Below are 24,540 nucleotides of genomic sequence, written 5' to 3'. Positions count from 1 at the left end.
CCTACCTCGGTTCAGGATCTGAACCCACCACCCCGACAGGATCGGCGCGACCATCGCGGCCATGGCCGGATCGACCGCCGACGACGTCCACCGCATCGCCGCGGCGATGCCCCACGTCACCTTCGAGGTCGGCTCCCAGGGCAACCGCGTCTACCAGGTGGGGAAGAAGTCGTTCGTCTTCTTCCGCACGCCCCGTCCCGACGCCGTCGATCCGGACACCGGCGAGCGCTACGACGACGTGATCGTGCTCTGGGTCGGGGGCGAGGAGGACAAGCGCGCCCTGGTCGAGGACCCGACCAACCCGTTCTTCACCACCGCCCACTTCGACGGGCACCCGTCGGTGCTCGTGCGGGCGAGCCGCCTGGGCGAGGTGGACCTCGACGAGCTGACCGAGATCGTCCAGGACGCCTGGCTGGCGCAGGCGTCGCCGACCCGGGCCCGGGCGTGGCTGGCCGAGCACGGCCTGCCCGAGGAGACCTGAGGCGGGGCCGCCTGGGGCGGGGCCGAGGCGGCCGGGATCGTCAGCCGAGCTCGCGGGCGCGGGTCTCGAGGACGCCGAGCAGCTCGTCGAAGCTCTTCTCGAAGGCGGTGACGCCCTCGGCCTCGAGCACCTTGGCCACGTCGACCATGTCGACGTGGGCGCCGATCTCCGCCCACGTGGCCCGGGCGCCCTCGACGTCCGCGTCGAGCGTGCGGGCGACGGTGCCGTGGTCCTCGAACGCCTCGAGCGTCGAGTCCGGGATCGTGTTCACCGTGTCGGGGCCGATGAGCTGGTCGATGTAGAGCGTGTCGGGGTAGGCGGGGTTCTTCGTCGACGTCGAGGCCCACAGCGGGCGCTGGCGGCGGGCCCCCTGGTGGGCGAGCTCCTCCCAGCGCGGGCCGGCGAAGGCCTCCTTCGCCATCTGCCCGGCCAGCTGGCCCTGGGCGACGGCCGCCTGGCCCCGCAGCGCCAGGGCCTGGTCGGTGCCGACGGCCTCGAGCCGCCGGTCGACCTCGGTGTCGACGCGGCTGATGAAGAAGCTGGCGACCGAGGCGATGCGGCTGAGGTCGCGGCCGGCGTCGGACGCGGCCGCGAGCCCGTCGATGTAGGCCTCCATCACGGCGGCGTAGCGGTCGAGGCTGAAGATCAGCGTGACGTTGACGTTGACGCCCTCGGAGATCATCTGGCGGATGGCCGGCAGGCCCTCGACCGTGGCCGGGATCTTGACGAACAGGTTCGGCCGGTCGATGCGGGCCCAGAGGTCGCGGGCCATGTCGATCGTCGCGTCGGTGTCGCGGGCGAGCGACGGCGCCACCTCGACCGAGACGTAGCCGTCGCCGGCGTCGGAGCTGTCGTAGAGCGGGCGGAACAGCGCGAGCGCGGCGGTGATGTCGTCGGTCACCATCGCCCAGTAGGCGTCCTCGATCGAGGCGCCGCCCCGCACGAGCTCGGTCAGCTGCGCGGTGTACTCGTCGCCCGACTCGATCGCCTTCTGGAAGATCGACGGGTTCGAGGTGATCCCGCGCACCCCCCGGTCGATCCAGCGCTGGATCTCGCCGTCGGCGAGCCAGCCGCGCTTGAGGTTGTCGAGCCACGGGCTCTGGCCCTGCTCGGTGTAGAGGTCCTGCAGGCGTCCCATGCGGCAACGCTACTGCCGCCGCGGGTCGCCCGACGCCCCACGGTCCGGGTGGTCCGTGGGGCCCCGCTCGGGGCGCGGTGCGGCGTCAGCCGAGCAGGTCGCGGGCGACGGCGGCGACGTGCTCCGGAGTGATCCCGAGCTCGCGCAGCACGACGTCGCCGGGGGCCGAGGCGCCGAAGCGGTCGATGCCGACCGACGCGTCGGCGTAGCGCTCCCAGCCCAGCGTGACCCCGGCCTCGACCGACACGGTGGGCACGCCGGGCGGCAGCACCGCGTCCCGGTAGGCGGCGTCCTGGGCGTCGAAGCGGCTCCAGCACGGGAGCGAGACGACCTGGACGGACCGCCCCTCCTCGGCCAGGGTGCCCGCGGCCTCGAGCGCCACGGCGACCTCGGTGCCGGTGGCGACGAGCACGAGGTCGGGCGACTCGGCGTCGGCGACCACGTAGCCGCCCCGGTCGACGCCCTCGACCGCCCGCTCGGCCGTGGTCGGCAGCACCGGGGTGTTCTGCCGGCTGAGGATCAGCGCGACCGGCCCGGTGCCATCGATCGCGACGCGCCACGCCGCCGAGGTCTCGTTGCCGTCGGCGGGCCGGATGACGGTCAGGTGCGGGATCAGCCGCAGCGACATGACCTGCTCGACGGGCTGGTGGGTGGGCCCGTCCTCGCCGACGCCGACCGAGTCGTGCGTCCAGACGAACACGCACTTGGCGTCCGACAGCGCGGCGAGCCGCGCCGCCGGCCGCATGTAGTCGCTGAAGACGAGGAACGTGCCGGCCGCGGGGAGGATGCCCCCGTGGTGGGCGGCGCCGACCATGATCGAGCCCATCGCGTGCTCGCGGATGCCGAAGTGGATCTGCCGGCCGCCCGGCGTCTTGGCCGACAGCACGTCTTCGCCCGGCAGCTTGGTGCCGGTGTTGCCGATGAGGTCGGCGGCCCCGGCGACGAGCCCGGGCACGACGGCGGCGAGCGCGGCGACGCAGTCCCCGCTGGCGACGCGGGTCGCCGGCTTGTCGGCCTCGGTGTACGAGGGCAGCACGTCGGTCCAGCCCGGCAGGCCGCGGGCGCCGAGCGACGCGTCCCACTCGGCCTCGCGCCCCGCGAGGGCGACGCGGGCCCGCTGCTCCCAGTCCTCGCGGGCGATCCGGCCCCGGGTCCCTGCCTCGCGGTACAGCGAGAGGACGTCGTCGGGGACGTAGAAGGGCTCGTCGGGCAGGCCCATCGCCGCCTTCGTCTCGGTGATGTCCTCGGGCTTGAAGGCGAGCCCGTGGGCCGAGGCGTCGTCGGTCAGGCGCGGCGACGGGTAGGCGATGTGGCTGCGGAGCACGATCAGCGACGGCCGGTCCTCGACCGACCTGGCCTCGAGCAGCGCCTCCTCGAGTGCGTCGAGGTCCTCGGCGGCCTCGCCCAGCTCGAGGACGTGCCAGCCGTAGGCGTCGAAGCGGGTGGCGGCGTCGTCGGACAGCGCGAGCTCGGTCGGCCCGTCGATCGAGATGTGGTTGTCGTCGTAGACGTAGACGAGGCGCCCGAGCCCGAGGTGGCCGGCGAGCGACGCCGCCTCGTGGCTGACGCCCTCGGACAGGTCGCCGTCGGAGACCATCGCCCAGATGTGGTGGTCGCACACGTCGCTGCCGAACCGGTCGCGCAGGGACGCCTCGGCGATCGCCATGCCGACGCCGTTGGCGAAGCCCTGGCCGAGCGGACCGGTCGTGACCTCGATGCCGGCGGTGTGGCCGAACTCGGGGTGGCCGGGCGTGTTGGAGCCCCACTGGCGGAACTGCTCGAGGTCCTCGAGCGTCAGGCCGTAGCCGGTCAGGTACAACATCGCGTACTGCAGGATCGAGGCGTGCCCGCAGCTCAGGATGAAGCGGTCGCGGTCGGCCCAGTCGGGCGCCGACGCGTCGTAGCGCATGATCCGCGTCCACAGGACGTGGGCGAGCGGGGCCAGGGCCATGGCCGTGCCCTGGTGGCCGGAGTTGGCCTTCGCCGGCGCGTCCATGGCCAGGCCACGGATGACGTTGATCGCTCGCTGCTCGAGCTCGGCAGTGGGCTGTGCCGTCGTGGGCGACGTGTTCGACATGGGAGGTCCTGTCCGATCGGTGACCCGGGGATCGTAGCGAGCACCCCGGGGGCCACGAACCCGGGGGGCGCCGGGTCCACGCACCCGACGGCGAGGCGGGTCGCCCGCCTCAGGGCCAGGCGGGTGCGGCGTCGACGAGCAGGACGCACATCGCGGCGTCGTGGAGCGCCGGGTGCCCGCCGACGGGGCCGAACGTGCCCGAGCAGAACGTGCCCGCCACGGCGGCGCCGTCGAGGGCCTCGCTGACCGTGAGCGCGTCCTGGTCGGGACCGCCGAAGAAGTCGGAGCCCCGGGCCGTGTCGGTGAAGCAGAGGGCGCCGGCGGCGGTCAGCCCGCCGAGCGCGTCGACGAGGTCCTCCCTCGCCGAGGCGGCGTCGCGGACCTGGAACCTGACCGTGGCGCCGACCGGGATCTCGTCGCCGATCGCGACGACGCCCGCCTCGCGGTCGCCGCCGAGCACGCGCCGGACGAGGAAGTCGCCGCGGCCCGGTTCCTCGAGGTGCTCGTCGACCACGCGCCCGATGCGGAGCCCCTCGGCCGCCAGGGCGCGATCGGTGTCGTCGAGGCCGTCGACGACCTCGAGCAACCGCTCGAGGGCGGGACGACCGGCCAGCTCGTGGAGGCGGTTGCGCTCCGACCTCGTCACGGTGAACGGCGGCCCGATCGGCCGGCACCCCTGCGACACGGCCGTCATGAGGGGGACGGTGTCGTCGACGAGCGCGGCGACGGCGCCGTGGTCGTGGATGGCGGCGTCGAGCACCAGGCGGTTGCCGCCCGGGCGCCGCGCCGCCGACGCCGCCCCGCCGACGACCGACAGGCCCGGGGCGGTGACCGCGAGGTCGCCGAGTGCGAGGTCGACCGGGAAGCTGAACGGGTCGGTGAGCAGGACCAGGGTCCCGCGGGTGCCCTCGAGCGCGCCGGCGCCGCGGAGCTGCGGGCCGTCGGCGCCGGGGACGGTGTCGATGCGCACGGGTCGGATGCGGGCCCCGCCGAACCACATCGCCTGCACGACGAGCGCGGCGTGGTCCTCGACCTCCCGGGCGCCGCCGAGCACCGACTGCGAGGCCGCGCCGACGAGCACCCGCGGCTCGAGCAGGTGCCGCACGGCGCGGACGATGTCCTCGAGCGCGCCGAGGTGCGGCTCGGTGGCGAACAGCGTGACGAGGTCGGGCCGGGGCCCGCCCACCTCGAGCAGGTGGCCGACGGTCTCGCCGACCGCATGGGTCGCGAGCGGGTGCTCGCTGAGCGCGGCGCCGACGACGGTCACGGGCGCCGCCTCAGGCGCCGGCCACCGGCGCCAGCAGGGTGTAGGGCACCACGGTCATGGGACCCATGTCGATCCGGCAGTGCGCCTCGACGGTCCCCGCCTCGGGGAACTCGAGCTCGGGGCGGACGAGGCGGTAGGCGAAGCGTCCGGGGTCGATCTGCAGCGGCTGCACGTTGCGGGCGATCTGCTCGCCGTCGCGCAGGAACACGACCTCGAGCGCGGCGTTGCCCGGGTGATCCGTGGGGCAGCGGACGATCACGACGAGGTGCGGTGTGATCGTGAGCGGGAACGGGCCCGGCGCGGCCGCCGAGAACTGGATCCCGGTGAGGTCGAGCCGGGCCGCGCCGCCCTCGGCCTGGCGCACCTGGATGTCGTCCGCGAACAGGGCTGAGACGATCTGCATCCGGCGAATGCTACGGCCGCCACCTCGCCGCGTAGGGTTGCCCCCCATGCCAGCGGACCCCGCACCCACGGCGCCTGCGACGGCGCCGTCACCGTCGTCCACGCCAGCGGGAGGACCGTCCCGGACCCTCTCCGAGGCCGACTCGAAGGCGCTGCTCGCGGGCTTCGGGGTGCCGTTCGCGGAGGAGCGCCTGGTGGGCTCGGCCGACGAGGCCCGTGCCGCCGTCGCCGACCTCGGCGGACCGGTGGTGGCGAAGCTGTGCGGCGAGCACGTCGCGCACAAGACCGAGCGCGGGCTCGTGCGGCTCGGGCTGGCCGATGCCGACGCCGCGGCGGCCGCCACCGAGGCGCTGCTCGAGGCCGCACGACCCGAGGACGCCGCGACCGGCGTGCTCGTCGCGCCGATGCTCAGCGGCAACCGGGAGCTGATCGCCGGGATCGCAACCGACCCGCAGTTCGGCCACACGGTCCTGCTCGGCCTCGGCGGCGTGCTGGCCGAGGCGGTCGCGGACGTGACCGTCCGCCTCGTCCCGATCACGCGGGTCGACGCCGAGGAGATGATCGAAGACCTCCGCTCGCAGGCCCTGCTCGGCGAGTTCCGGGGCGAACCGGCGCTCGACCGCTCGTCCGTCGTGGACGTGCTGCTCGGCCTCTCGGCCGCGGCCGAGGCGGTGCCGGCGCTGGTCTCGGCGGACCTCAACCCGCTGATCGTGCACGAGGGCCGGGCGGTCGCCGTCGACGCGCTCGTCGAGCTGCGGGAGGAGGCCTCGTGAGCGGTCCGACCGTCGAGGAGTTCCTGGCGCTGTTCGACCCCAAGGGGGTCGTGATCGCCGGTGCGTCGACGCACCCCGGCAAGTTCGGCTTCGTCAGCCTCCACAACATCCTCGCCTCGGGCTACGCGGGGAAGGTCTTCGCGACGAACCTCGAGGGCAGCCCGGTGCTCGGCGTGCCGACGCTCACGTCGCTCGACGAGCTGCCCGAGGGCGAGGCGGACCTGATCTTCGTGTGCACGCCGCGGTCGGCGAACGAGCAGCTGCTGCGCACGGCGGCGGCCAAGGGCATCCGGGCCGCCTTCCTCACCTCGGCCGGCTACGGCGAGGCGGGCGAGGAGGGCCAGCGCGCCCAGGCCGACCTGGTGGCGCTGTGCCGCGACCTCGGCATCCTGCTCGTCGGCCCGAACGGCCAGGGCGTCGTGTCCACGCCGTCGCGGCTGTGCGCGCAGATCGTCGCCCCCTACCCGCCGCCGGGGCGCATCGGCGTCGCGAGCCAGTCGGGCAACTTCGTGTCCAGCTTCATGAACTGGTCGTGCGCGACCGGGGTCGGCATCTCCCGGGCGGTGTCGTGCGGCAACGCGGCCGCCACGACGGTGCCCGACTTCCTCCGCTTCTTCGCCGAGGACCACGAGACCGCTGTCGCCCTCGCCTACATCGAGGGCGTCACCGACGGCCGCGCCGTCGCCGACGCCCTGCGCGAGGTCGCGTCGCACCAGCCGGTGGTGGTGCTCAAGGGCGGTGCGACCGCGGGCGGCGCCCGGGCCGCCGCCAGCCACACCGGGTCGCTCGCCACCGACGACCGGACCTTCGACGGGCTGTGCCGCCAGACCGGGGTGACCCGCGCCGCGACCGTCGAGGAGGCCTTCGAGGCCGCCGCCACCTTCGCCACCCAGCCGCTGCCCACCGGCAACCGGGTGGTCGTGATGACGACCGCCGGCGGCTGGGGCGTGGTCACCGCCGACGCGATCACGCGCCACCCCGACCTCGAGCTCGCGACACTGCCCCCGGACCTCCACGACCGGATCGACCAGCTCCTGCCGCCGCGGTGGAGCCGGAGCAACCCGGTCGACCTGGCCGGCGGCGAGACGCGCGACACGATCCCCGAGGTCCTGTCGCTCATCGCCGAGCACCCTGGCGTGGACGCCGTCGTGTACCTGGGCCTCGGCATCCAGTCGAACTCCGCCCGCATGCTGCGCGAGGGCGGCTTCTACCCCGACCACGGGCTCGACCGGATCGTCGCCTACCACGAGCGCCAGGACGCGCGGTTCGCCCAGGCCGCGCACGACATCTCGCTCGCGACCGGCAAACCGATCCTGACCGCGACCGAGCTCGCAGTGGCGTTCCCCGACAACCCGGGGCCCGCCACGGTCCGCGCCACCGGACGGCTCTGCTACCCGTCGGCCGACCGGGCGGTCACCGCGCTCGGTCACCTGTGGCGCCGCAGCCGGCACCTCTCGCGGCGGGGGCTCGTCCAGCCGTGAGCGACCTCTCCGGGGTCCCGCCCGAGCCGGTGCTCGGCGAGCCGCCGGTGCTCGCCCACGACCCCGCGTCGACCGAGGCGCGCGACACCTCGGTGCGCGTCGTCGGCGGTGCCGCCCCGGCCGCGGTGACCGCGACCACCTCGACGATGGAGGGCCCGGTCGGGCCGGTGCCGGGGCTCGCCCCCGAGCAGGCCGCCCCCGTGCCGGCCTCGGTGCCCAAGGCGCCGCGGCGTCGTCGACGTCGGGGCCGCTGGTTCGCGGTCGCCGGGGTGCTCGCCGTCGCGGGCGCCGGCCTGGTCGCCGGCGCGGCGCTGAGCGACGAGGGCACGCCGACCGCGACGGGCGCGGCGCCGTCGGCGCGGCTCGCGACGCCGGTCCTGTCGGCCCGCCGGGTCCCGGAGCTGGTCGCCCGGCCGGTCGCGCTCCGCAACGTCGCCGCCGCCGTCGGGCCGGTGGTGGGCCGGTTCCCGGACGCGTCGTGCGTGCTGGTCACCGACGGGGCGACCTCGCTCGCCGCGTCGGGCGACACGAACCCGCTGATCCCGGCGTCGAACATCAAGCTCGTCACCGGGTCCGCCGCCCTGTCGACGCTCGGGGCCGACACGCGGCTGACGACGAAGGTGGTGGCGCCGGCCGCACCGACCGGGGGCACGGTCGCCGGGGACCTGTTCCTCGTCGGCGGGGGCGACCCGCTGCTGTCGACGTCGACCGCGGCGCGGCGGTGGAAGCACGGCCCGCAGCCGACGTCGTCGCTCGAGGCGCTGGCCGACGACGTCGTGGCCGCGGGCGTGCGCCGCGTCGACGGGGCGGTCGTCGGCGACGGCACCCGGTTCGACGACCAGCGGACGGTGCCGTCGTGGGCCGCGGCGGACGTGGCCAGCGGCGAGGTCGCCAACATCGGCGCGCTGATGGTGAACGACGCGTGGACGCTCGACCCGATCGACCCGGCGGGCGCCGCCGGTGGCCCCGCCGCCGACCCTGCCGCCCACGCCGCCGACGTGTTCACGCAGCTGCTCGAGGCGCGCGGCGTCGAGGTGGTCGGCCCCGCCCGCTCCGGGGCCGCGCCCGCGGGGGCGGCCCCGGTCGCCGAGCTGCAGTCGCCGACGATCCGCGAGATCGTGGCCGAGATGGACACCTTCTCCGACAACACGACCGCCGAGGTGCTGGTCAAGGAGATGGGGGCGGCCAAGGACGGGGCGGGTTCGACGAAGGCCGGCATCCAGGTGCTCGTCGCCGACCTCGCCACCCGCGGCCTGCCGATCGAGGGCCTGGTGATGGAGGACGGCTCCGGGCTCAGCCGGTCGAACCGGGTCACGTGCCGCCTGCTCGACGCGGTGCTCGCGGCCGACGGCCCGACCGGTGCGCTGACCTCGGGCCTGGCCCGGCCCGGCCAGCCGGGCACGCTCGACGACCGCTTCCTGCGCCCGCCGCTGCGCGACCGCGTCGCGGCCAAGACCGGCACGCTGTCGGGCATCACCGGCCTGTCGGGCTGGGTGACGACCGACTCGGGCCGGCCGCTCGCCTTCTCCACGGTGCAGAACCCGGCGGGCCGGGCCGTCCAGGCCGCCGACCTGGCCCTGCAGGGCCAGCTGCTCGAGGCCCTGCTGACCTATCCGCAGGCGCCGCCCGTCGAGCAGCTGCGGCCGTTGCCGCCGGCCGCGGCCTGAGGGGGCGGGCGTGGCGCCACCGGGCCCGATGCCGATGTTCCCCCTCGGCTCGGTGCTCCTGCCGTCGATGCTGCTGCCCTTGCACGTGTTCGAGGAGCGCTACCGGCGCATGGTCGACGACGTGCTCGCATCGGACCCGCCCGAGTTCGGCGTCGTCCTGATCGCCCGGGGCAGCGAGGTCGGCGGCGGCGACCAGCGCCTCGACGTGGGCTGCGTGGCCACGGTGCTCGAGGCCCAGCAGGCGCCCGACGGCCGGTGGGCCCTGATGTGCGTCGGGACCCGCCGCGTCCGCGTGCGCTCGTGGTCGCCCGAGGACCCGTACCCCGCGGCGGTGGTCGAGGACTGGCCCGACGCCGGCGCCGGCGGGCTCGACCTCGACGATGCGCTGGCCGCGGTCGAGGCCCGCGTGCGGCGGGTCGCCGCGCTCGGCTCCGAGCTCGGGAGTCCCGGGCTGCCCGAGCCGCTCGAGCTGAGCGACGACCCGGTCGAGCGCTCCTACCAGCTCGGCGTGCTGTCGCCCCTCGGGCCGCTCGACCGTCAGTCGGTGCTCGAGGCCGAGGGCCCGCTGGACCGCCTCCAGGTGCTGACCGGGCTGCTCGCCGAGCACGAGGACGTGCTGCGGGCCCGGCTGGCGCTCGGCGACTGAGCCGGGCCGGCCGAAGCGGCCGGCCGGGTGGGACCGACGTCTCGGGAATCGATCGGCCGGGCGCCGGGCAGGTGTCGCTCGGGTGCTACAACATCGGGGACCCAGGAGGACCACGCGTGGCCGACACGACCACCAGACCCGGCACCGACGGGGACCGCTCGACCACACGGCTGTGGTCGGCCCCGCCCGGCCCGAGCGGACCGATCGCCCAGGCGACCGAGCTCAAGGACCTGGTCGTCGCGTACGCCAAGCAGGAGACGGTCGATCCCCTCAAGACGCTGAAGCGCTACCTGAGCTTCGGCATCAGCGGTGCCCTGCTCATCGGCGTCGGCCTGTGCTTCGGGCTCCTCGCGCTGCTCCGCGGGCTGCAGGAGATCGAGCTGTTCAACGACCCGCTCGAGGTCGACGGCGGCACGTGGAGCTGGGCGCCCTACGCGATCACCGGCGTCGTCGGGGCCGTCCTCGCCGGCCTCTTCGTGATGAAGCTGTACCGGTTCACCCAGAAGCAGGGGAGCGCCCGATGACCGAACCGTCCGGACCGATCACCCCCGCCGACATCAAGAACAAGCTCGGCGACATCCAGGGCGAGGCCCAGGAGCAGGTCCAGGAGGCCAAGAACCAGATCGTCGCCGTCGGCCTGGTGATCGGGGTCCTCCTGCTCCTCGCGGCCTTCCTGCTCGGCCGGCGCGGCGGGAAGCGGGCGTCCGCCGTCATCGAGGTCCGGCGCGGTTGATGTCGATCTGGTCCTGGCTGTGGGCCAAGGCCGTCTCGAAGCTGCTCGGCGACGGGTTCGCCGCCGACGTCGCCGGCCGTGCGTCCGTCTACCTCGTCGACGAGGCGCGCAAGGCGGTCGACCGCGACGAGATCCCGGTGTCGAACGTCCGCCTCCGTCCCGGCGAGAGCTTCACCGTGGTGGCCCGCCCCGCCCCGACGCGCCAGGAGCGGGCGCTGGCCAAGCGCAAGGCCTCGCTGCAGTCCCAGGACCGCCACCTCGCGGCCCCGACACGGCGCCAGCGCCGTGCCGCCCGCAAGCTCCGGGCCGCGCAGCGGCGGCTCGACCGCCGTCGGGTCGGCACCCGCCGCCACGCGTCGGCCGCCGCCCGTGAGGCCGTCCGGGGCGCCCGCTTCGACCGGCTGATGGCGCCGAGCCGCAAGCAGGTCGCCGTCCACGACGAGCTCGAGCGGGTGAGCACCGAGCTGGACGTGGTGCGGGCCGAGCGCTTCGCGGCGGTGCGCCGCCGGCGTGGGCTCGCCGGCCGCAAGGAGCAGGTGCGCTTCCACGACGCCGCCGAGGACTGAGCCGGCGCACCCGCCGGTGCCGTCGGGACGCTCAGCCGATCGCCGCTCGCAGCGCCTCCAGGTACGACCGGGGCTCCTCGAGCTGCGGGTAGTGCCCGGCGCCCTCGATCCACGTGAGCGTCGCGTCGGGTCGCGCTGCGACGAGTCGATCCGCCATCGCAGCGACGGCGATCGGGTCCTCCGGGCCCCACACGACGTGCAGATCGGAGGGGTGCGCCTCGATGGCCCCCGTGAACCGCGCCTCGTCGGCACGCCGCTCCTCGATGTAGCGGATGATCCGCGGCAGGAGCCGGTCGCCGCCGAGGTGGCACTGGAGCTCGGCGTGCGCCGACATGTCGACGTCTGCGTGCGCCGGGGCCAGCGTGGCCACGAGGCTCGCCGCGAGGAGCTCGGGACCCGGTCCCCGGGCGGCGCGCTCGTCGGGCATCGACAGCAGCATCAGCTGCCCGTCGGTCAGGTGCGCCATCTCGATGTAGATGCTGCCGTTGGTCACCACCCGGCGGGTCACGTCGACGTCCCAGTCGCCGTCGAGCTGGCGGGCCAGCAGCTCGCCCACGACGGTGTCGCCCATGTCGTGCGACAGCAGCGCGAACCGGCGGAGGCCGAGCTGGTCGCAGACCGACGCCACGGCGTCGGCGCTCCCGGCCACCCGGTAGGGCGCGTCGGGCTTGTCGGACAGGCCGAAGCCCGGCAGGTCGACCAGGACCACGCGGCGCCGATCCGACAGCTGGTCGACGAGGTGGGCGAAGTCGAAGCTCGACGTCGGGAAGCCGTGGACGACCACCAGCGGCTCGAGCTCCTCGGACGTGCGCGCCGGGGCGTCCACGACGAACACGTCGACGTCGCCGAGGGTCGGGCCCGACGCCGCGACGCGGCGTCCCCGGGCCTCCCAGTCGCCGATCTCGGGGTGCATCCAGGTGGTCACGGCCCGGACCCTAGCGACGGGCCGCGCCGCGACGGGGCGGCTGTGACGTCACCCCGTCCATCCTCCATGATGGGGCCCGTGCTCGTCCGCCTCCGCAACCCCGAACGAGAGGTCGAGGCCGACGCCCCGGTGCTGGTGTCGGTCCTCCTCGAACGCCTCGACATCAACCGCGAGTCGGTGCTGGTGGTGCGCAACGGCACGATCGTCCCGGGTGACGAGCGCCTCGAACCCGACGACGTCGTCGAGGTGCGGCCGGTCATCTCGGGCGGTGCCGCGTGAGCGCTCCCCACGTCGGGACGGCGCCGTGAAGTGCCGCGTCTGCCGCGGACCCGCGGTGATCGACCTGAAGCGGCACAACGCCAACTTCTGCCCCGAGCACTTCACCCGCTTCTGCCGCGACCAGGTGGAGCGGGCCATCGCCGACTTCGAAATGCTGCAGCCCGACGACCGGGTGCTCGTCGCCGTGTCGGGCGGCAAGGACTCGCTCGCGGTATGGGACCTGCTCCTCGGCCTCGGCTACCGGGCCGACGGCTTCTACATCGGGCTCGGCATCGGCGACTACAGCGACACCTCCGGGGGCTACGCCCGGCGGTTCGCCGCCGACCGCGGCCTCCACCTGATCGAGCTCGACCTGGTCGAGACCTACGGCTACGACGTGCCGACCGGGTCCCGGGCCGCCCGCCGCACCCCGTGCAGCGCCTGCGGCCTGTCGAAGCGGCACCTGTTCGACCGCGCCGCGGTCGAGGGCGGCTACGACGTCGTGGTCACCGGGCACAACCTCGACGACGAGGCCGCGGTCCTCTTCGGCAACGTCCTGCACTGGCAGACCGAGTACCTCGGCCGCCAGCGCCCGGTGCTGCCCGCCGGGGACGGCTTCCCGCGCAAGGTGAAGCCGCTGGTCAGGCTGTCGGAGCGAGAGACCGCGGCGTACTGCATCGTCAACGGCATCGACTACCTCGTCGACGAGTGCCCGATGTCGGCGGGCAACAAGCACCTCGGCTACAAGGAGGCGCTGAACGAGATCGAGGTCCGCTCACCGGGCTCGAAGGCCGACTTCTACTTCTCGTTCCTGCGCCGGGCCGCGGACCGCTTCGAGCCCGAGCCGGCTCCCGACGACGGCGACGCCGACGCCGACGGCGCGCTCCGGCCGTGCCCCCGCTGCGGCTCGCCGACGTCGACGGAGCTGTGCGCCTTCTGCCGCCTGGTCGAGCGGGCCGGCGGCCGGGCGCCCGAGGGACCGGTCGTGCAGCCGGTCGCCATCACGCCGCGGGCCGCCACCCGGCCGGACGACGACGCGACCACGACCGCCGGTGCCACCTCCGGCCCCACGACAGGGACGAGCGCCACGTGACCGACCCCCTCCTCGCCGAAGGCGACCTGGTCCAGTTCATCGACAACAAGGACCGGCGCTACCAGGCGACGCTCACCGCCGGGAAGGAGTTCCACCTCCACTCCGGCTACATCCGCCACGACGACGTCATCGGCGTCGCCGAGGGCTCGACGGTGCAGACCACGCGGGGCCAGTCGCTGCTCGTCGTCCGACCGACGCTCAGCGAGTTCATCCTGAAGATGCCCCGCGGCGCGCAGGTGATCTACCCGAAGGACATCGGCCCGATCCTGATGATGGCCGACATCGGCCCCGGCGTCCGGGTGCTCGAGAGCGGCGTCGGCTCCGGCGCCCTGTCGATGGGCATGCTGCGCGCCGGCGCCGACATCGTCGGCTACGAGCTGCGCGAGGACTTCGCCGACCGGGCCCGCCAGAACGTCGAGCGGTTCATGGGCGCCGACGTGCTCGACCGGTACCAGGTCGAGCTCCGCGACTGCTACGAGGGGATCGACGAGCGCGACGTCGACCGCGTCGTGCTCGACCTGCCCGAGCCGTGGCAGGTCGTGCCCCACGCCGAGAAGGCGCTGCGCCCCGGCGGCCTGCTGCTGGCGTACACGCCCAGCGTGATGCAAGTGGCGCAGCTGCGCGGTGCGCTCGACCGCTCCCGCTTCTTCGCCCCCAGCACCACCGAGGTGCTCCAGCGAGGGTGGTACGTCGAGGGCCAGGCGGTGCGGCCCGACCACCGCATGGTGGCCCACACGGGGTTCCTCACCGTCGCCCGGCTGGGCGCCTGACCCGACGGCGCCGGGCCGGGAGGGGGCGACCGTGAACGGCCTGGACGTCGTCATCGTCGTGGCCGCCGTCCTGGCCGCGGTCGGGGGGTGGCGGCTCGGGTTCCTGACGCGGTCGGTCGGCTGGATCGGGGCGGGCCTCGGGCTCGCGCTCGCGGTCGCCGTGCTCCCACCCCTGCTCGACCGGCTCGACCTCACCTCCGGCAGCGCGGTCGTGCTCGTCGGCCTCAGCGTGCTGGTCGTGCTCGCCTCGCTGGGGCAGGGGATCGGCTCCGCCATCGGATCCCGGCTGGCGCCACCGGTGCGCCCGGGCGCGGCCCGACGGCTGGACCAGGTGGGCGGGGCCGCGTTGGGCGTCGTCGGCGTCGCCGTCATCGCCTGGCTGCTCTTCCCCGTGATGTCGCAGACCGAGGGGTGGTCCGCGTCGTCGACGAGCGGCTCCGCGCTCGCGGGCTTCAGCCTCGACCACCTGCCCGAGCCGCCGGCCGGGCTCCTGGACCTCGAGCGCCAGGCCCTCGACGGTCGGTTCCCCCAGCTGTTCACGGGCGACGCGCCCACACCCGAGCTGCCGCCCGCCCCGACCGACACCCCGATCGACGACGCCCGGATGGCGCAGCTCGCCCGCAGCGTCGTGCAGGTGAAGGGCAGCGCCTGCGACATGGTGCAGTCGGGCAGCGGCTTCGTCGTCGCCCCCGGCCTCGTCGCGACCAACGCCCACGTCGTCGCGGGGACGACCGACGTCGAGCTGGTGACGACCGAGGGCGAGCAGGCCGACGCCGAGGTGGTCGCGTTCGACCCGTCGGTCGACCTCGCGCTGCTCGCCACCGACCTCGACCGGCCCGCGCTCCCGCTCGGGCCGTCGGAGACCGGTGACCGAGGCCTGGTCATGGGGTTCCCCGGCGGTGGACCGTTCCGGCCGTCGCCGTTCGAGGTGGGCGAGTCGATCGACGCCACCGGCCTCGACATCTACGACCGCCGCGAGGTCCGGCGCGAGCTGCTGGTGCTCGCCAGCGACCTCGAGCCGGGTGACTCGGGCAGCGCCGTCGTCCGCAGCGACGGCACGGTGGTCGCGGTGGCCGTGGCGATCGCCCCCGACCGGGACGGCGTGGCCTACGCCCTGGAGCAGGAGCAGCTCCGTGCGCTCCTCGCCGGCGGGGCGCAGGAGCCCGTGCCGACGGGGGAGTGCCTGACCTGACCAGGGGGGGTCACCGATCCGGCCCCGGGCCACGGGTAGCGTCACCCTCCGGCTGGAGAACGGAGCCGGAGGACCGACATGACCGACCAGTACCCGCCGACGGGGCCCGACGAGGACCCGACCCGGATCATGCCGGCGCAGCAGCCCGGCCAGCCGCCGGGGCCGTACGGCCAGGACCCCTCCCAGCCGGGTCAGTACCCGCCCGGCCAGTACCCGCCGGGCCAGTACCCACCCGGCCAGTACCCAGGAGGTCCTGTCGAGCCGCCCGAGGAGAAGCGGGGCGTCCCCGGCTGGGCCTGGGCGGTCATCGTGCTGCTCGTGGTCCTCGTCGCGCTCGTGGCCTTCGCCGTCGTGCGGGCGAGCGACAGCGACGACACGACCACCACGACCACTTCGTCAACGACCACGTCCACGACGCGGCCCGAGTCCACGACCACGCGGCCGCAGACCACGACCACCCGGCCGCAGACCACGACGACGCGCCCGCCGACCACGACCACCACGGCGCCGACGACGACGACCACGGAGCCGACGACCACGACCTCCGCGGCGCCCTGAGCCGACGAGCGCGGACGCGCCCGGGCGCGACTGCGGCGGAGCCCGAAGGCTCCGCCGCAGTCGCGTTCGATCGGTCGGGGCCGGCCCGAGGGCCCGGCGCCCGGTGCGCTCGTCGGGTCAGACGAGCGGAGGGGTCACTCGACCTCGATGAAGATGCACTCGCCGGGGCACTCCTCGGCCGACTCGATGACGCCCTCGAGCTCGCCGTCGGGGATGTTGGCCAGGCCCTCGGCGCCTGCGGGGTCGTTGAAGACCTTGTCGCCCTCCTTGACGTAGGCGAGCCCGTCGTCGAGCAGGGTGAACACCGCCGGCGAGATCTCCTCGCACAGCCCGTCACCCGTGCACAGGTCCTGGTCGATCCACACCTTCATGCCCATGTTCGGTCTTCCTGCCTTCGGGTCGGGCCCCATCGGGGAGGGGGCGGGGCACTGTCTCCGTGGACCAGCGGGCACCGTCTCGGTGACCGTGGCCTCCGGGGATCCAGCATAGCCCTCGCCGGGAATTTGCACGGCAATCGCGGTGGAAACTCTTCGGCCACCCGTCACGCTGCCGCAACGCCGTCGTGACCGCCCCGTGACCGACTCGTCACCGGACCGTGACCGGGGATGGCCACGCGTCGGCCATCCGCGGGGGTAGACACTCCGGAGGGGTGCGACCGCACCACGCCCAGCCGACGAGACCATCGGCCGGCCGACCCACGAGGAGGTCCGGTGCCCGACGAGGAGAGCCACCTGCCAGCCGCCCACGAGCACGGCGGTGCCGACGACGTCGACGTCCTGCGGGAGCAGGTCCGCGACCTCGAGGACGAGGTCTCCCAGCTCGTGCGCCGCCTGCAGGACGCGCCCAAGCGGGTCCGCACGTTGGAGGAGCGCCTCCTCGAGACGAAGGGCCAGCTCGCCCAGGCCGTCAGCCAGAACGAGAAGCTGACCTTCACGCTCCGGGAGGCCCGCGACCACATCGCCGCCCTCCGCGAGGAGGTCGAGAAGCTGACCCAGCCGCCGGCCGCGTACGCGACCCTGCTCGGCGTCAACGACGACGGCACGGTCGACGTGCAGGCAGCCGGCCGCAAGATGCGGGTCGAGATCTCGCCCGGCATCGACGTCGACGACCTCCACCGGGGCTGCGAGGTCGTGCTCAACGACGCTTACAACGTCGTGATGGTCCGCGAGCCCGAGATCGCGGGCGAGATCGTGACCTTCAAGGAGCTCATCGGCGACGGCCGCCGCGCCCTGGTGGTGGGTCGGGCCGACGAGGAGCGCGTCGCCGAGCTCGCCGACCAGCTCCTCGACGAGCGCCTCCGTGCCGGTGACACCGTGCTGATGGACACCCGCTCGGCCCTCCTCCTGGAGAAGCTGCCCCGCCCCGAGGTGGAGGAGCTCGTGCTCGAGGAGGTGCCCGACATCGACTACTCCGACATCGGCGGCCTCGACGACCAGATCGAGGCGATCACCGATGCGGTCGAGCTGCCGTTCCTGCACCAGGAGCTGTTCCGGGAGTACGCGCTGCCGGCGCCGAAGGGCATCCTGCTCTACGGCCCGCCCGGCTGCGGCAAGACGCTGATCGCCAAGGCCGTCGCCAACTCGCTCGCCCGCAAGGTGACCGAGGCCACCGGCAAGGAGGCCCGCAGCTACTTCCTGAACATCAAGGGCCCCGAGCTGCTCAACAAGTACGTGGGCGAGACCGAGCGCCACATCCGCCTGGTGTTCCAGCGGGCGCGCGAGAAGGCGGCCGACGGCACGCCGGTGATCGTCTTCTTCGACGAGATGGAGTCGCTCTTCCGGACCCGCGGCACCGGCATCTCGTCCGACATGGAGGCGACGATCGTCCCGCAGCTGCTGGCCGAGATCGACGGCGTCGAGACGCTCAAGAACGTGATCGTGATCGGTGCGTCGAACCGCGAGGACCTGATCGACCCCGCCATCCTCCGACCGGGCCGCCTCGACGTGAAGATCAAGATCAACCGCCCCGACGAGCAGGCGGCATCGCAGATCTTCGCCCGCTACCTGACGACCGACGTGCCCCTCGACACCGACGAGATCGCCTCGCTCGGCGGCGGCGACGCCGCCAAGGCCGTGATGGCCATGATCGAGCGGACCGTCGACGAGATGTACCGGACCGACGAGGCGAACCAGTTCCTGGAGGTCACGTACCAGAACGGCGACAAGGAGGTCATGTACTTCAAGGACTTCTCGTCCGGGGCCATGATCGAGAACGTCGTCCGGCGGGCCAAGAAGCTGGCGATCAAGCGCCAGCTCGACGGCGGCGCCCGGGGCGTGCGGGTGCAGGACCTCGTCGACTCCATCCACCAGGAGTACAAGGAGCACGAGGACCTGCCGAACACGACCAACCCCGACGACTGGGCGAAGATCTCCGGCAAGAAGGGCGAGCGCATCGTCTACGTGCGGACCCTGGTGCACGACGACACCAAGGAGGACGCGACCGGCGGCCGCTCGATCGAGGCGGTGGCCACCGGCCAGTACCTCTGAGCCGGCGCTCAGCGCCGGCCGGGTGGTTCCAGGGCTGCCCCGGCGGGATCGCCGTTCCGGCTCCGTAGAGTCGATGGGTGCGCAGCGCGGTCGCTCCCGCCGTCGACGCCGCCGCCCCGCCCCGCGGTGCGGCGGGGCCGTCCGAGCCGGGGACCCGTCCGGGGTCCGGGTCCGGTCCGCTCGCCGCGCCCCGACCACCGCTGTGGGCGGTCCCGGTCGCCGTGGGTGCGGCGCTCCGCGCGCTGCACTGGGCCCTGGTCAACCCCGACTGGGTGCCCCGCTCCGATGCCCGCCAGTACGTCGAGCTGGCCCGGTCGCTGGCCGCCGGCGACGGACTGAGCTCGACGTTCCCCGGCGGCGTCGCCCACGCCACGGCGTTCCGGCCCCCGCTGTACCCGGCGCTCCTCGCGGTGCCGACGAGGATCGCCGGGCCCGACGCGCTCTGGCCCGGTCGGGCCCTGTCGCTCGTGCTGGGGCTCGTCGTGATCGCGCTCACGGTCACGTACGCACGGCGCATCGCCGGTGACCGGGCCGGGCTCGTCGCCGGACTCGCCGTCGCGGTGGCGCCCGCCCTGGTCGCGAACGACACCGTCACGGTGAGCGAGCCGCTCGGCCTCCTGCTGCTCCTCGGGATCCTGCTGGCCCTGCTCGACGACCGGTGGGCGCTCGCCGGCGCGCTGAGCGGCCTGCTGCTGCTCGCCCGGCCGAACGCGGCGCTCGTCGTCGTGGTCGTCGCGGTGGTCCTCTGGCGGGCGGTCGGCTGGCGTCGCGCCGCCGCGGCGGTGGGCGTGTGCCTGCTGGTCGTGGCGCCCTGGGCGGTCCGCAACGCCGTCCAGGTCGGCACCCCGAGACTGGTGACGTCGGACGGCTTCACCCTCGCCGCGCTGTACGGGCCGCCGGCGATCGAGAGCGGGCTGTTCGAGGACCCCACGGGCGACCCGTGGTACGAGCGCCACGGCGTCCGCGAGCTCGAGCGCGACGAGGCGGCGTGGAGCGACCGCCTCGTCGACCTCGGGGTCGACGGGATGCGCTCGAACCCCGATGCCGTGCTCCGCCGCGCCGTCGACGGCGCGGCGACGATGCTCGAGCTGCCGGGGCACCGCGCGGTCGAGGCCGAGTACGTCGACGGCCGTGACCCCGCGTTCCGCGACGCCACGCTGGTCCTGTTCCCGATCCTGGTCGCGGCCGGGCTGGCCGGCACGGTCCTGCGCCGCCGCGACCGGCGGACGTGGCCGGCGATCGCGATCGTGGGCACGCTCGTCGCGCTCAGCCTGGTGACCGTGTCGGTCCCGCGCCTGCGTGGCCCGTTCGACCTGCTGATGTGCGTCGGCGTCGGCTACCTCGCCGCCTGGCTCCACGAGCGGCGCGCCGGTGCCGCCGGTCCGCCGCCGGGCGATGCGGAGGTCGGTCCGTCCGGCCCGAGAGGAAGGGGTGCCACATGCGACGCCTGAGCGCGGCGCGCCCGTCGCGCACGACCCGACGTCGCAGCGCGGCGTCGACGGCCCTGCTGCTCCTCGCCGCCGTGGCGCTCGCCACGGGCTGCCAGGTGCCGCTCGGGCCCGTCACGAAGGTGGCGGTCGAGGCGGTGCGGCTGCCCGAGACGTCGGACCCGTTCGTCGTCGAGGACGGCGGGACGTACTACGTCTACGGCTCGGACAACCACCTGCGGGCGCCGGTGACGAGGCTCACCGACATCGATCGGGCGTACACGCTCTCGCAGAAGAACGCCGTGACCGTCGAGGGCATGCCGCAGAAGCCGCCGTGGGCGGCTCGACCGCGCCAGCTGTGGGGGCCCACGGTCGCCCGCTTCGGCGGCACGTGGATCATGTACTTCAGCGCGGATCGGACGTCGCCGCCCGACCCGGCCAACCCGCAGTGCGTCGGCCGGGCCCTCGCCTCGTCGCCCTCGGGCCCGTTCGTGCCCGAGGCGCAGCCGATCACGTGCGGCATCGACTGGGCGCACGGCGCGCTCGACCCCGACGTGTTCACCGACGCGAACGGCGGACGGTGGCTCTACATGGCGTTCGGCGGCACCGAGGACCCGATCCACGTCTTCCCGCTCGACGCCTGGGGGAACATCTCGGGCCCGGCGACGATGGTCCTCGGCCGCGACCACCCGTGGGAGTACCACTTCATCGAGAACCCCTCGATGGTCTACGACCGCTCACGCCGCAACTACCTGCTCGCGTACTCGGCCGGCCGGTGGTACGAGGGCGGCTACTCGACCGGGATCGCCCGCTGCGCCTCCCCGACCGGGCCGTGCACCAGCGATCCGTCGGGGCCCTGGATCCAGTCGTCCAACGGTCGGAGCGGCCCGGGCGGCCTGAGCTTCTTCCAGGACCGCGACGGCGCCCAGCGTGCGATCTACTCGACGTTCCAGGCCGGTTGGGAGACCACCTCGGGAGGTCGCTCCGCGTCGATCGAGCACCTGCGCGTCGAGCCCTCGGTGACCCTGAGCGTCGTGAAGTGAAGCGCTGCGCCACGGCCGGGTGAGCCCCGACCTCGGGGCGTCGAGCGCGATCACGTAGGGTCACGAACCGTGGCCATCGCCAAGATCTGCGGCATCGAGACGGAGTACGGCATCCTCGTGCGCGGCGCGGGGGAGTCGAACCCGATCTCCGCGTCGTCGATGCTCATCAACGCCTACCTGGCCGCCCTCGAGGGGGAGCGGGGCTCGCACCGCACGCAGCGGGTCGGCTGGAACTTCGACGACGAGTCGCCCGGCAACGACGCCCGCGAGGAGACGCTGCTGCTCTCGCTCGCACCCGAGGTCGAGACCCACCTGGTCAACGCCGTGCTCACCAACGGCGCCCGGTACTACGTCGACCACGCCCACCCCGAGTACTCCTGCCCCGAGGCGCCCGACGCCCTCACCGCGCTGACCCACGACCGCGCCGGCGAGGAGATCCTGATCCGGTCGATGGCGGCCGCGACGTCGATGCTGCCCGACGACCAGGAGATCGTCGTCTACAAGAACAACTCCGACGGCAAGGGCAACAGCTACGGCTGCCACGAGAACTACCTGGTCGACCGGGCGGTGCCCTTCGGTCGCATCGTCGCCCACGCGACCGGCCACCTCGTCACCCGCCAGATCTTCACCGGCGCGGGCAAGGTCGGTTCCGAGGCGCCCGGCATGCGCACCGACGAGGTGCCGTTCCAGCTCACCCAGCGGGCGGACTTCTTCGAGGAGGAGGTCGGCCTCGAGACGACGCTCAAGCGGCCGATCATCAACACCCGGGACGAGCCCCACGCAGACGCGCAGAAGTACCGCCGGCTCCACGTGATCACCGGCGACGCCAACCTCAGCGAAGTCCAGACGTTCCTCAAGCTCGGCACCACGGCGCTCGTCCTCGCGATGGTCGAGGACGACGTGCTGGGCGCGCCGCTCGCGCTGGCCCGGCCGGTCCCCGCCATGCACCAGGTGTCGTGGGACCTCTCGCTGGCGCAACCGCTCGAGATGGCCGACGGCTCGCGCCGGACGGCCCTCGACCTGCAGTGGGAGCTGTTCGGCCGGGCCCGCGACTACGCCGAGTCGCGCGGGCTCGACGCGCTCGGACCCGAGGACGTCGGCGAGGCGGTCCTGTCGCGATGGGAGGCCGTGCTGTCGGGGCTCGACGCCGACCCGATGACGCTGTCGGACCAGCTCGACTGGGTGGCGAAGTACCGCTTGTACGAGGCGTACCGGGAGCGCGACGGCATGGAGTGGTCCGATCCCCGGCTCGCGGCGATGGACCTCCAGTACCACGACCTCCGGCCCGGGCGCTGCCTGGCCCGCAAGCTGGGCCTCGAGCGCCTCACCGACGACGACGAGGTGCGCATCGCGATGACCGAGCCCCCGAGCGGCACCCGGGCCTACTTCCGGGGGCGCTGCCTGGAGCGGTTCGCGTCCGAGATCGTCGCCGCCAACTGGGACTCGCTGGTGTTCGACACCGGCGGCTCGTCGCTGCGCCGGGTGCCGATGCTGGAACCGGCGCGGGGGACCGAGGAGCACGTGGGCGAGCTGCTCGACGCCGCCAGCTCCGCGTCGGATCTGCTCGACCGCCTCGGCCGCTGAGGGTCGCGGATCCGGGATCACCCGGAACGTGCACCCGATCCGGAGGAGGCGCGCGGTACCGTGCACGTGACGCGGAGGTGTACCCCCACATGGCAGAGAGAGAACTCAAGAAGAAGCCGGCTCCCCAGCGTCGCTCGGACGAGGTCGAGGAGGCGCCCGCCTCCACCGAGGCCGGGGAGAAGATCAAGGCGGAGCTGGACGAGCTGCTCGACGAGATCGACGACGTGCTCGAGACCAACGCCGACGACTTCGTGAAGGCCTACATCCAGAAGGGCGGCCAGTAGCCCCAGTGCCGCCTGCACCAACGCAGGCCGGGCGCGGACTGCTTGTACGCTGCCGCCCGTGAACCTGCCCCTCTACAGCCCCCAGGACGACCCGGGCCCGAACTTCGCCGAGCTCGTCCGGCGCGCCGGCCTGGTGCCGCCGCTCCCGGCCGGTGCGGTCGACGCGCTCGGGCCCGGCGGCCTGGCCATCACGCACGGCACGACCTGCGTCGCGGTGCGCTTCGCCGACGGCGTCGTGATGGCCGGTGACCGGCGTGCGACGTCAGGGAACTTCATCAGCCATCGCACGATCGAGAAGGTGTTCCCGGCGGACCGCCACTCGGGCGTCGCGATCGCCGGTGCCGCCGGTCCGGCCGTCGAGATGGTGCGGCTCTTCCAGCTGCAGCTGGAGCACTACGAGAAGGTCGAGGGCTCGCCGATCAGCCTCGAGGGCAAGGCGAACCAGCTGTCGCAGATGGTCCGCAACCACCTGCCGGCGGCCATGCAGGGCCTGGCGGTGGTGCCGATCTTCGCCGGCTACGACACGCACTCCAGCCGCGGCCGGCTCTTCCAGTACGACGTGACCGGCGGCCGCTACGAGGAGCACGACCACGCCGCCACCGGGTCGGGCAGCCTGCACGCCGGGACCGTGGTGAAGCTCGGCTTCCGCGAGGGCCTGGACCGCGAGGCCGTCGTCGACCTCGTGCTGCGGGCGCTCTACGAGGCCGCCGACGAGGACTCGGCCACCGGGGGCCCCGACCTGCTGCGGGGCATCTTCCCCGTGGTGGCGACGATCACGGCGGCGGGCTTCGAGCGGGTCGGCGACGACGAGCTCCGCCAGCGCTACGTGACGCTCTACCAGGAGATGGAGGGCGCACGCGGCGGCACCGAGACCGGCGGCGTCTCCGGGGGAGGTGACCTCCGATGAGCATGCCGTTCTACGTCGCTCCCGAGCAGATGATGAAGGACCGGGCGGACTACGCCCGGAAGGGCATCGCCCGGGGTCGTGCCCTCGTCGCCTGCACCTACGACGACGGCGTCCTGCTGTGCGCCGAGAACCCGTCGCGGATGCTCCGCAAGGTCTCCGAGATCTACGACCGGATCGGCTTCGCCGGGGTCGGCAAGTACAACGAGTTCGACCAGCTCCGCATCGCCGGCGTCCGCCACGCGGACCTGAAGGGCTTCTCCTTCAGCCGCGAGGACGTCGACGCCCGGAGCCTCGCCAACCAGTACGCCCAGATCCTCGGCCAGGTCTTCACCCACGAGATGAAGCCGATGGAGGTCGAGATCCTCGTGGCCGAGGTCGGCCACGAGCCCTCCGGCGACCAGCTGTTCCACATCCTCTACGACGGCACGCTCATCGACGAGACCGGCTGGGCCGTGCTCGGGGGCGAGGCGGAGGCGATCGGCGAGCGGCTGGGGGCGGCGTGGACCGAGGGGGGCCCGCTGGCCGACGCCCTCGGGGCCGCCGTCGGCGCGCTGGCCGGCCCGGACCGGACGATCCCGGCGACCGAGCTCGAGGTGGCGGTGCTGGTCCGGGGCAACGGCCGCCGGACCTTCCACCGCATCGAGGACGACGAGCTCGCCGCCCTCCTCTCCGAGGACTGAGCTGCTCCCGCCGGCGGCCGGGCGCCCCGGGCCGGGACGGCGCCGGCCGGCGCCCGACACGCAGAGTTCACGTCGACGCCGCGGTTTCCGCGGGACCTCGGG

General features: G+C 73.9%; 26 protein-coding genes. 20 read left to right on the top strand and 6 right to left on the bottom strand.

The features are described 5' to 3' along the window. Positions 1 to 61 precede the first annotated feature (61 nt). On the top strand, positions 62 to 481 hold the full coding sequence (locus LH044_RS02505) for an MmcQ/YjbR family DNA-binding protein (protein ID WP_227758220.1): 420 nt from the start codon (positions 62 to 64) through the stop codon (positions 479 to 481). Positions 482 to 521: 40 nt separating this feature from the next. On the opposite strand, the gene tal is transcribed toward LH044_RS02505, so the two are convergent. The 4 genes from tal to LH044_RS02485 all read right to left on the bottom strand — a co-directional run bounded on the left by tal (position 522) and on the right by LH044_RS02485 (position 5,366). Beyond that, on the bottom strand, positions 522 to 1,619 hold the full coding sequence (gene tal, locus LH044_RS02500; RefSeq protein ID WP_227758219.1) for a transaldolase: 1,098 nt from the start codon (positions 1,617 to 1,619) through the stop codon (positions 522 to 524). Positions 1,620 to 1,704: 85 nt separating this feature from the next. After that, on the bottom strand, positions 1,705 to 3,696 hold the full coding sequence (gene tkt / locus LH044_RS02495; RefSeq protein ID WP_227758218.1) for a transketolase: 1,992 nt from the start codon (positions 3,694 to 3,696) through the stop codon (positions 1,705 to 1,707). 109 nt (positions 3,697 to 3,805) lie between these two features. Then, positions 3,806 to 4,963, bottom strand: coding sequence for an FIST signal transduction protein (locus LH044_RS02490; RefSeq protein ID WP_227758217.1), 1,158 nt, complete (start codon positions 4,961 to 4,963; stop codon positions 3,806 to 3,808). 10 nt (positions 4,964 to 4,973) lie between these two features. Continuing rightward, positions 4,974 to 5,366, bottom strand: coding sequence for a hypothetical protein (locus tag LH044_RS02485; protein ID WP_227758216.1), 393 nt, complete (start codon positions 5,364 to 5,366; stop codon positions 4,974 to 4,976). A gap of 46 nt (positions 5,367 to 5,412) precedes the next feature. Here LH044_RS02485 and LH044_RS02480 point away from each other — a divergent pair, with 46 nt between their 5' ends. The 7 genes from LH044_RS02480 (at position 5,413) to LH044_RS02450 (ending at position 11,231) form a co-directional block, all read left to right on the top strand. Next, positions 5,413 to 6,138: an acetate--CoA ligase family protein gene (locus LH044_RS02480; protein WP_227758215.1), complete on the top strand. Its 726-nt coding sequence runs from the start codon at positions 5,413 to 5,415 to the stop codon at positions 6,136 to 6,138. Next, complete coding sequence (locus LH044_RS02475) at positions 6,135 to 7,619, top strand: CoA-binding protein (RefSeq protein WP_227758214.1); 1,485 nt, start codon at positions 6,135 to 6,137, stop codon at positions 7,617 to 7,619. The genes LH044_RS02480 and LH044_RS02475 overlap by 4 nt, the downstream gene beginning before the upstream one ends. Beyond that, positions 7,616 to 9,286, top strand: a complete 1,671-nt coding sequence (gene dacB / locus LH044_RS02470; RefSeq protein WP_227758213.1) for a D-alanyl-D-alanine carboxypeptidase/D-alanyl-D-alanine endopeptidase — start codon at positions 7,616 to 7,618, stop codon at positions 9,284 to 9,286. The genes LH044_RS02475 and dacB overlap by 4 nt, the downstream gene beginning before the upstream one ends. A 10-nt stretch (positions 9,287 to 9,296) precedes the next feature. Beyond that, positions 9,297 to 9,932, top strand: a complete 636-nt coding sequence (locus tag LH044_RS02465; protein ID WP_227758212.1) for an LON peptidase substrate-binding domain-containing protein — start codon at positions 9,297 to 9,299, stop codon at positions 9,930 to 9,932. A gap of 116 nt (positions 9,933 to 10,048) precedes the next feature. After that, complete coding sequence (locus LH044_RS02460) at positions 10,049 to 10,456, top strand: hypothetical protein (protein WP_227758211.1); 408 nt, start codon at positions 10,049 to 10,051, stop codon at positions 10,454 to 10,456. Further along, complete coding sequence (locus LH044_RS02455) at positions 10,453 to 10,665, top strand: hypothetical protein (RefSeq protein ID WP_227758210.1); 213 nt, start codon at positions 10,453 to 10,455, stop codon at positions 10,663 to 10,665. The genes LH044_RS02460 and LH044_RS02455 overlap by 4 nt, the downstream gene beginning before the upstream one ends. Next, on the top strand, positions 10,665 to 11,231 hold the full coding sequence (locus LH044_RS02450; protein WP_227758209.1) for a hypothetical protein: 567 nt from the start codon (positions 10,665 to 10,667) through the stop codon (positions 11,229 to 11,231). The genes LH044_RS02455 and LH044_RS02450 overlap by 1 nt, the downstream gene beginning before the upstream one ends. Before the next feature lie 31 nt (positions 11,232 to 11,262). Here the strand turns inward: LH044_RS02450 and LH044_RS02445 are convergent, their stop codons facing one another. Further along, positions 11,263 to 12,156, bottom strand: a complete 894-nt coding sequence (locus tag LH044_RS02445; protein ID WP_227758208.1) for an alpha/beta fold hydrolase — start codon at positions 12,154 to 12,156, stop codon at positions 11,263 to 11,265. Positions 12,157 to 12,234: 78 nt separating this feature from the next. Between LH044_RS02445 and LH044_RS02440 the strand changes: the two genes are divergently transcribed. The 5 genes from LH044_RS02440 to LH044_RS02420 all read left to right on the top strand — a co-directional run bounded on the left by LH044_RS02440 (position 12,235) and on the right by LH044_RS02420 (position 16,027). Next, on the top strand, positions 12,235 to 12,435 hold the full coding sequence (locus LH044_RS02440) for a MoaD/ThiS family protein (RefSeq protein WP_227758207.1): 201 nt from the start codon (positions 12,235 to 12,237) through the stop codon (positions 12,433 to 12,435). After that, on the top strand, positions 12,425 to 13,507 hold the full coding sequence (locus LH044_RS02435; protein WP_374210522.1) for a tRNA(Ile)-lysidine synthetase: 1,083 nt from the start codon (positions 12,425 to 12,427) through the stop codon (positions 13,505 to 13,507). The genes LH044_RS02440 and LH044_RS02435 overlap by 11 nt, the downstream gene beginning before the upstream one ends. Further along, a complete protein-coding gene (locus LH044_RS02430; RefSeq protein WP_227758205.1) occupies positions 13,504 to 14,277 on the top strand; it encodes a tRNA (adenine-N1)-methyltransferase in 774 nt (257 codons plus the stop codon). The genes LH044_RS02435 and LH044_RS02430 overlap by 4 nt, the downstream gene beginning before the upstream one ends. A 31-nt stretch (positions 14,278 to 14,308) precedes the next feature. Beyond that, positions 14,309 to 15,469: a MarP family serine protease gene (locus LH044_RS02425; RefSeq protein WP_227758204.1), complete on the top strand. Its 1,161-nt coding sequence runs from the start codon at positions 14,309 to 14,311 to the stop codon at positions 15,467 to 15,469. A gap of 78 nt (positions 15,470 to 15,547) precedes the next feature. Next, positions 15,548 to 16,027, top strand: coding sequence for a hypothetical protein (locus tag LH044_RS02420; RefSeq protein ID WP_227758203.1), 480 nt, complete (start codon positions 15,548 to 15,550; stop codon positions 16,025 to 16,027). 134 nt (positions 16,028 to 16,161) lie between these two features. Here the strand turns inward: LH044_RS02420 and LH044_RS02415 are convergent, their stop codons facing one another. Further along, positions 16,162 to 16,398 carry a ferredoxin gene (locus LH044_RS02415; RefSeq protein ID WP_374210583.1) on the bottom strand — a complete coding sequence of 79 codons (237 nt, stop codon included), beginning with the start codon at positions 16,396 to 16,398 and terminating at the stop codon, positions 16,162 to 16,164. 360 nt (positions 16,399 to 16,758) lie between these two features. On the opposite strand from LH044_RS02415, the gene arc reads away from it, so the two are divergent. From arc to prcA, 7 genes are all read left to right on the top strand, one after another. Continuing rightward, on the top strand, positions 16,759 to 18,513 hold the full coding sequence (arc, locus tag LH044_RS02410) for a proteasome ATPase (protein ID WP_374210582.1): 1,755 nt from the start codon (positions 16,759 to 16,761) through the stop codon (positions 18,511 to 18,513). A 77-nt stretch (positions 18,514 to 18,590) separates the two neighbouring features. Further along, entirely contained in the window at positions 18,591 to 19,964 is a 1,374-nt protein-coding gene (locus LH044_RS02405) for a glycosyltransferase family 39 protein (protein ID WP_227758200.1), read from the top strand. After that, positions 19,952 to 20,983: a family 43 glycosylhydrolase gene (locus tag LH044_RS02400; RefSeq protein ID WP_227758199.1), complete on the top strand. Its 1,032-nt coding sequence runs from the start codon at positions 19,952 to 19,954 to the stop codon at positions 20,981 to 20,983. The genes LH044_RS02405 and LH044_RS02400 overlap by 13 nt, the downstream gene beginning before the upstream one ends. A 69-nt stretch (positions 20,984 to 21,052) precedes the next feature. After that, positions 21,053 to 22,567, top strand: a complete 1,515-nt coding sequence (dop, locus tag LH044_RS02395; protein ID WP_227758198.1) for a depupylase/deamidase Dop — start codon at positions 21,053 to 21,055, stop codon at positions 22,565 to 22,567. A gap of 89 nt (positions 22,568 to 22,656) precedes the next feature. Beyond that, positions 22,657 to 22,851, top strand: a complete 195-nt coding sequence (locus LH044_RS21815; RefSeq protein ID WP_255626087.1) for a ubiquitin-like protein Pup — start codon at positions 22,657 to 22,659, stop codon at positions 22,849 to 22,851. Between the two features lie 130 nt (positions 22,852 to 22,981). Further along, a complete protein-coding gene (prcB, locus tag LH044_RS02385) occupies positions 22,982 to 23,758 on the top strand; it encodes a proteasome subunit beta (protein WP_374210581.1) in 777 nt (258 codons plus the stop codon). Continuing rightward, positions 23,755 to 24,438 carry a proteasome subunit alpha gene (gene prcA / locus LH044_RS02380; RefSeq protein WP_227758196.1) on the top strand — a complete coding sequence of 228 codons (684 nt, stop codon included), beginning with the start codon at positions 23,755 to 23,757 and terminating at the stop codon, positions 24,436 to 24,438. Before prcB ends, prcA begins: the two co-directional genes overlap by 4 nt. The last annotated feature ends 102 nt before the right edge of the window (positions 24,439 to 24,540 follow it).

Origin of the sequence: Dermatobacter hominis (assembly GCF_020715685.1) — a bacterium.
Lineage (GTDB): Bacteria > Actinomycetota > Acidimicrobiia > Acidimicrobiales > Microtrichaceae > Dermatobacter > Dermatobacter hominis.
This window is presented reverse-complemented; position numbering and strand designations above follow the sequence as displayed.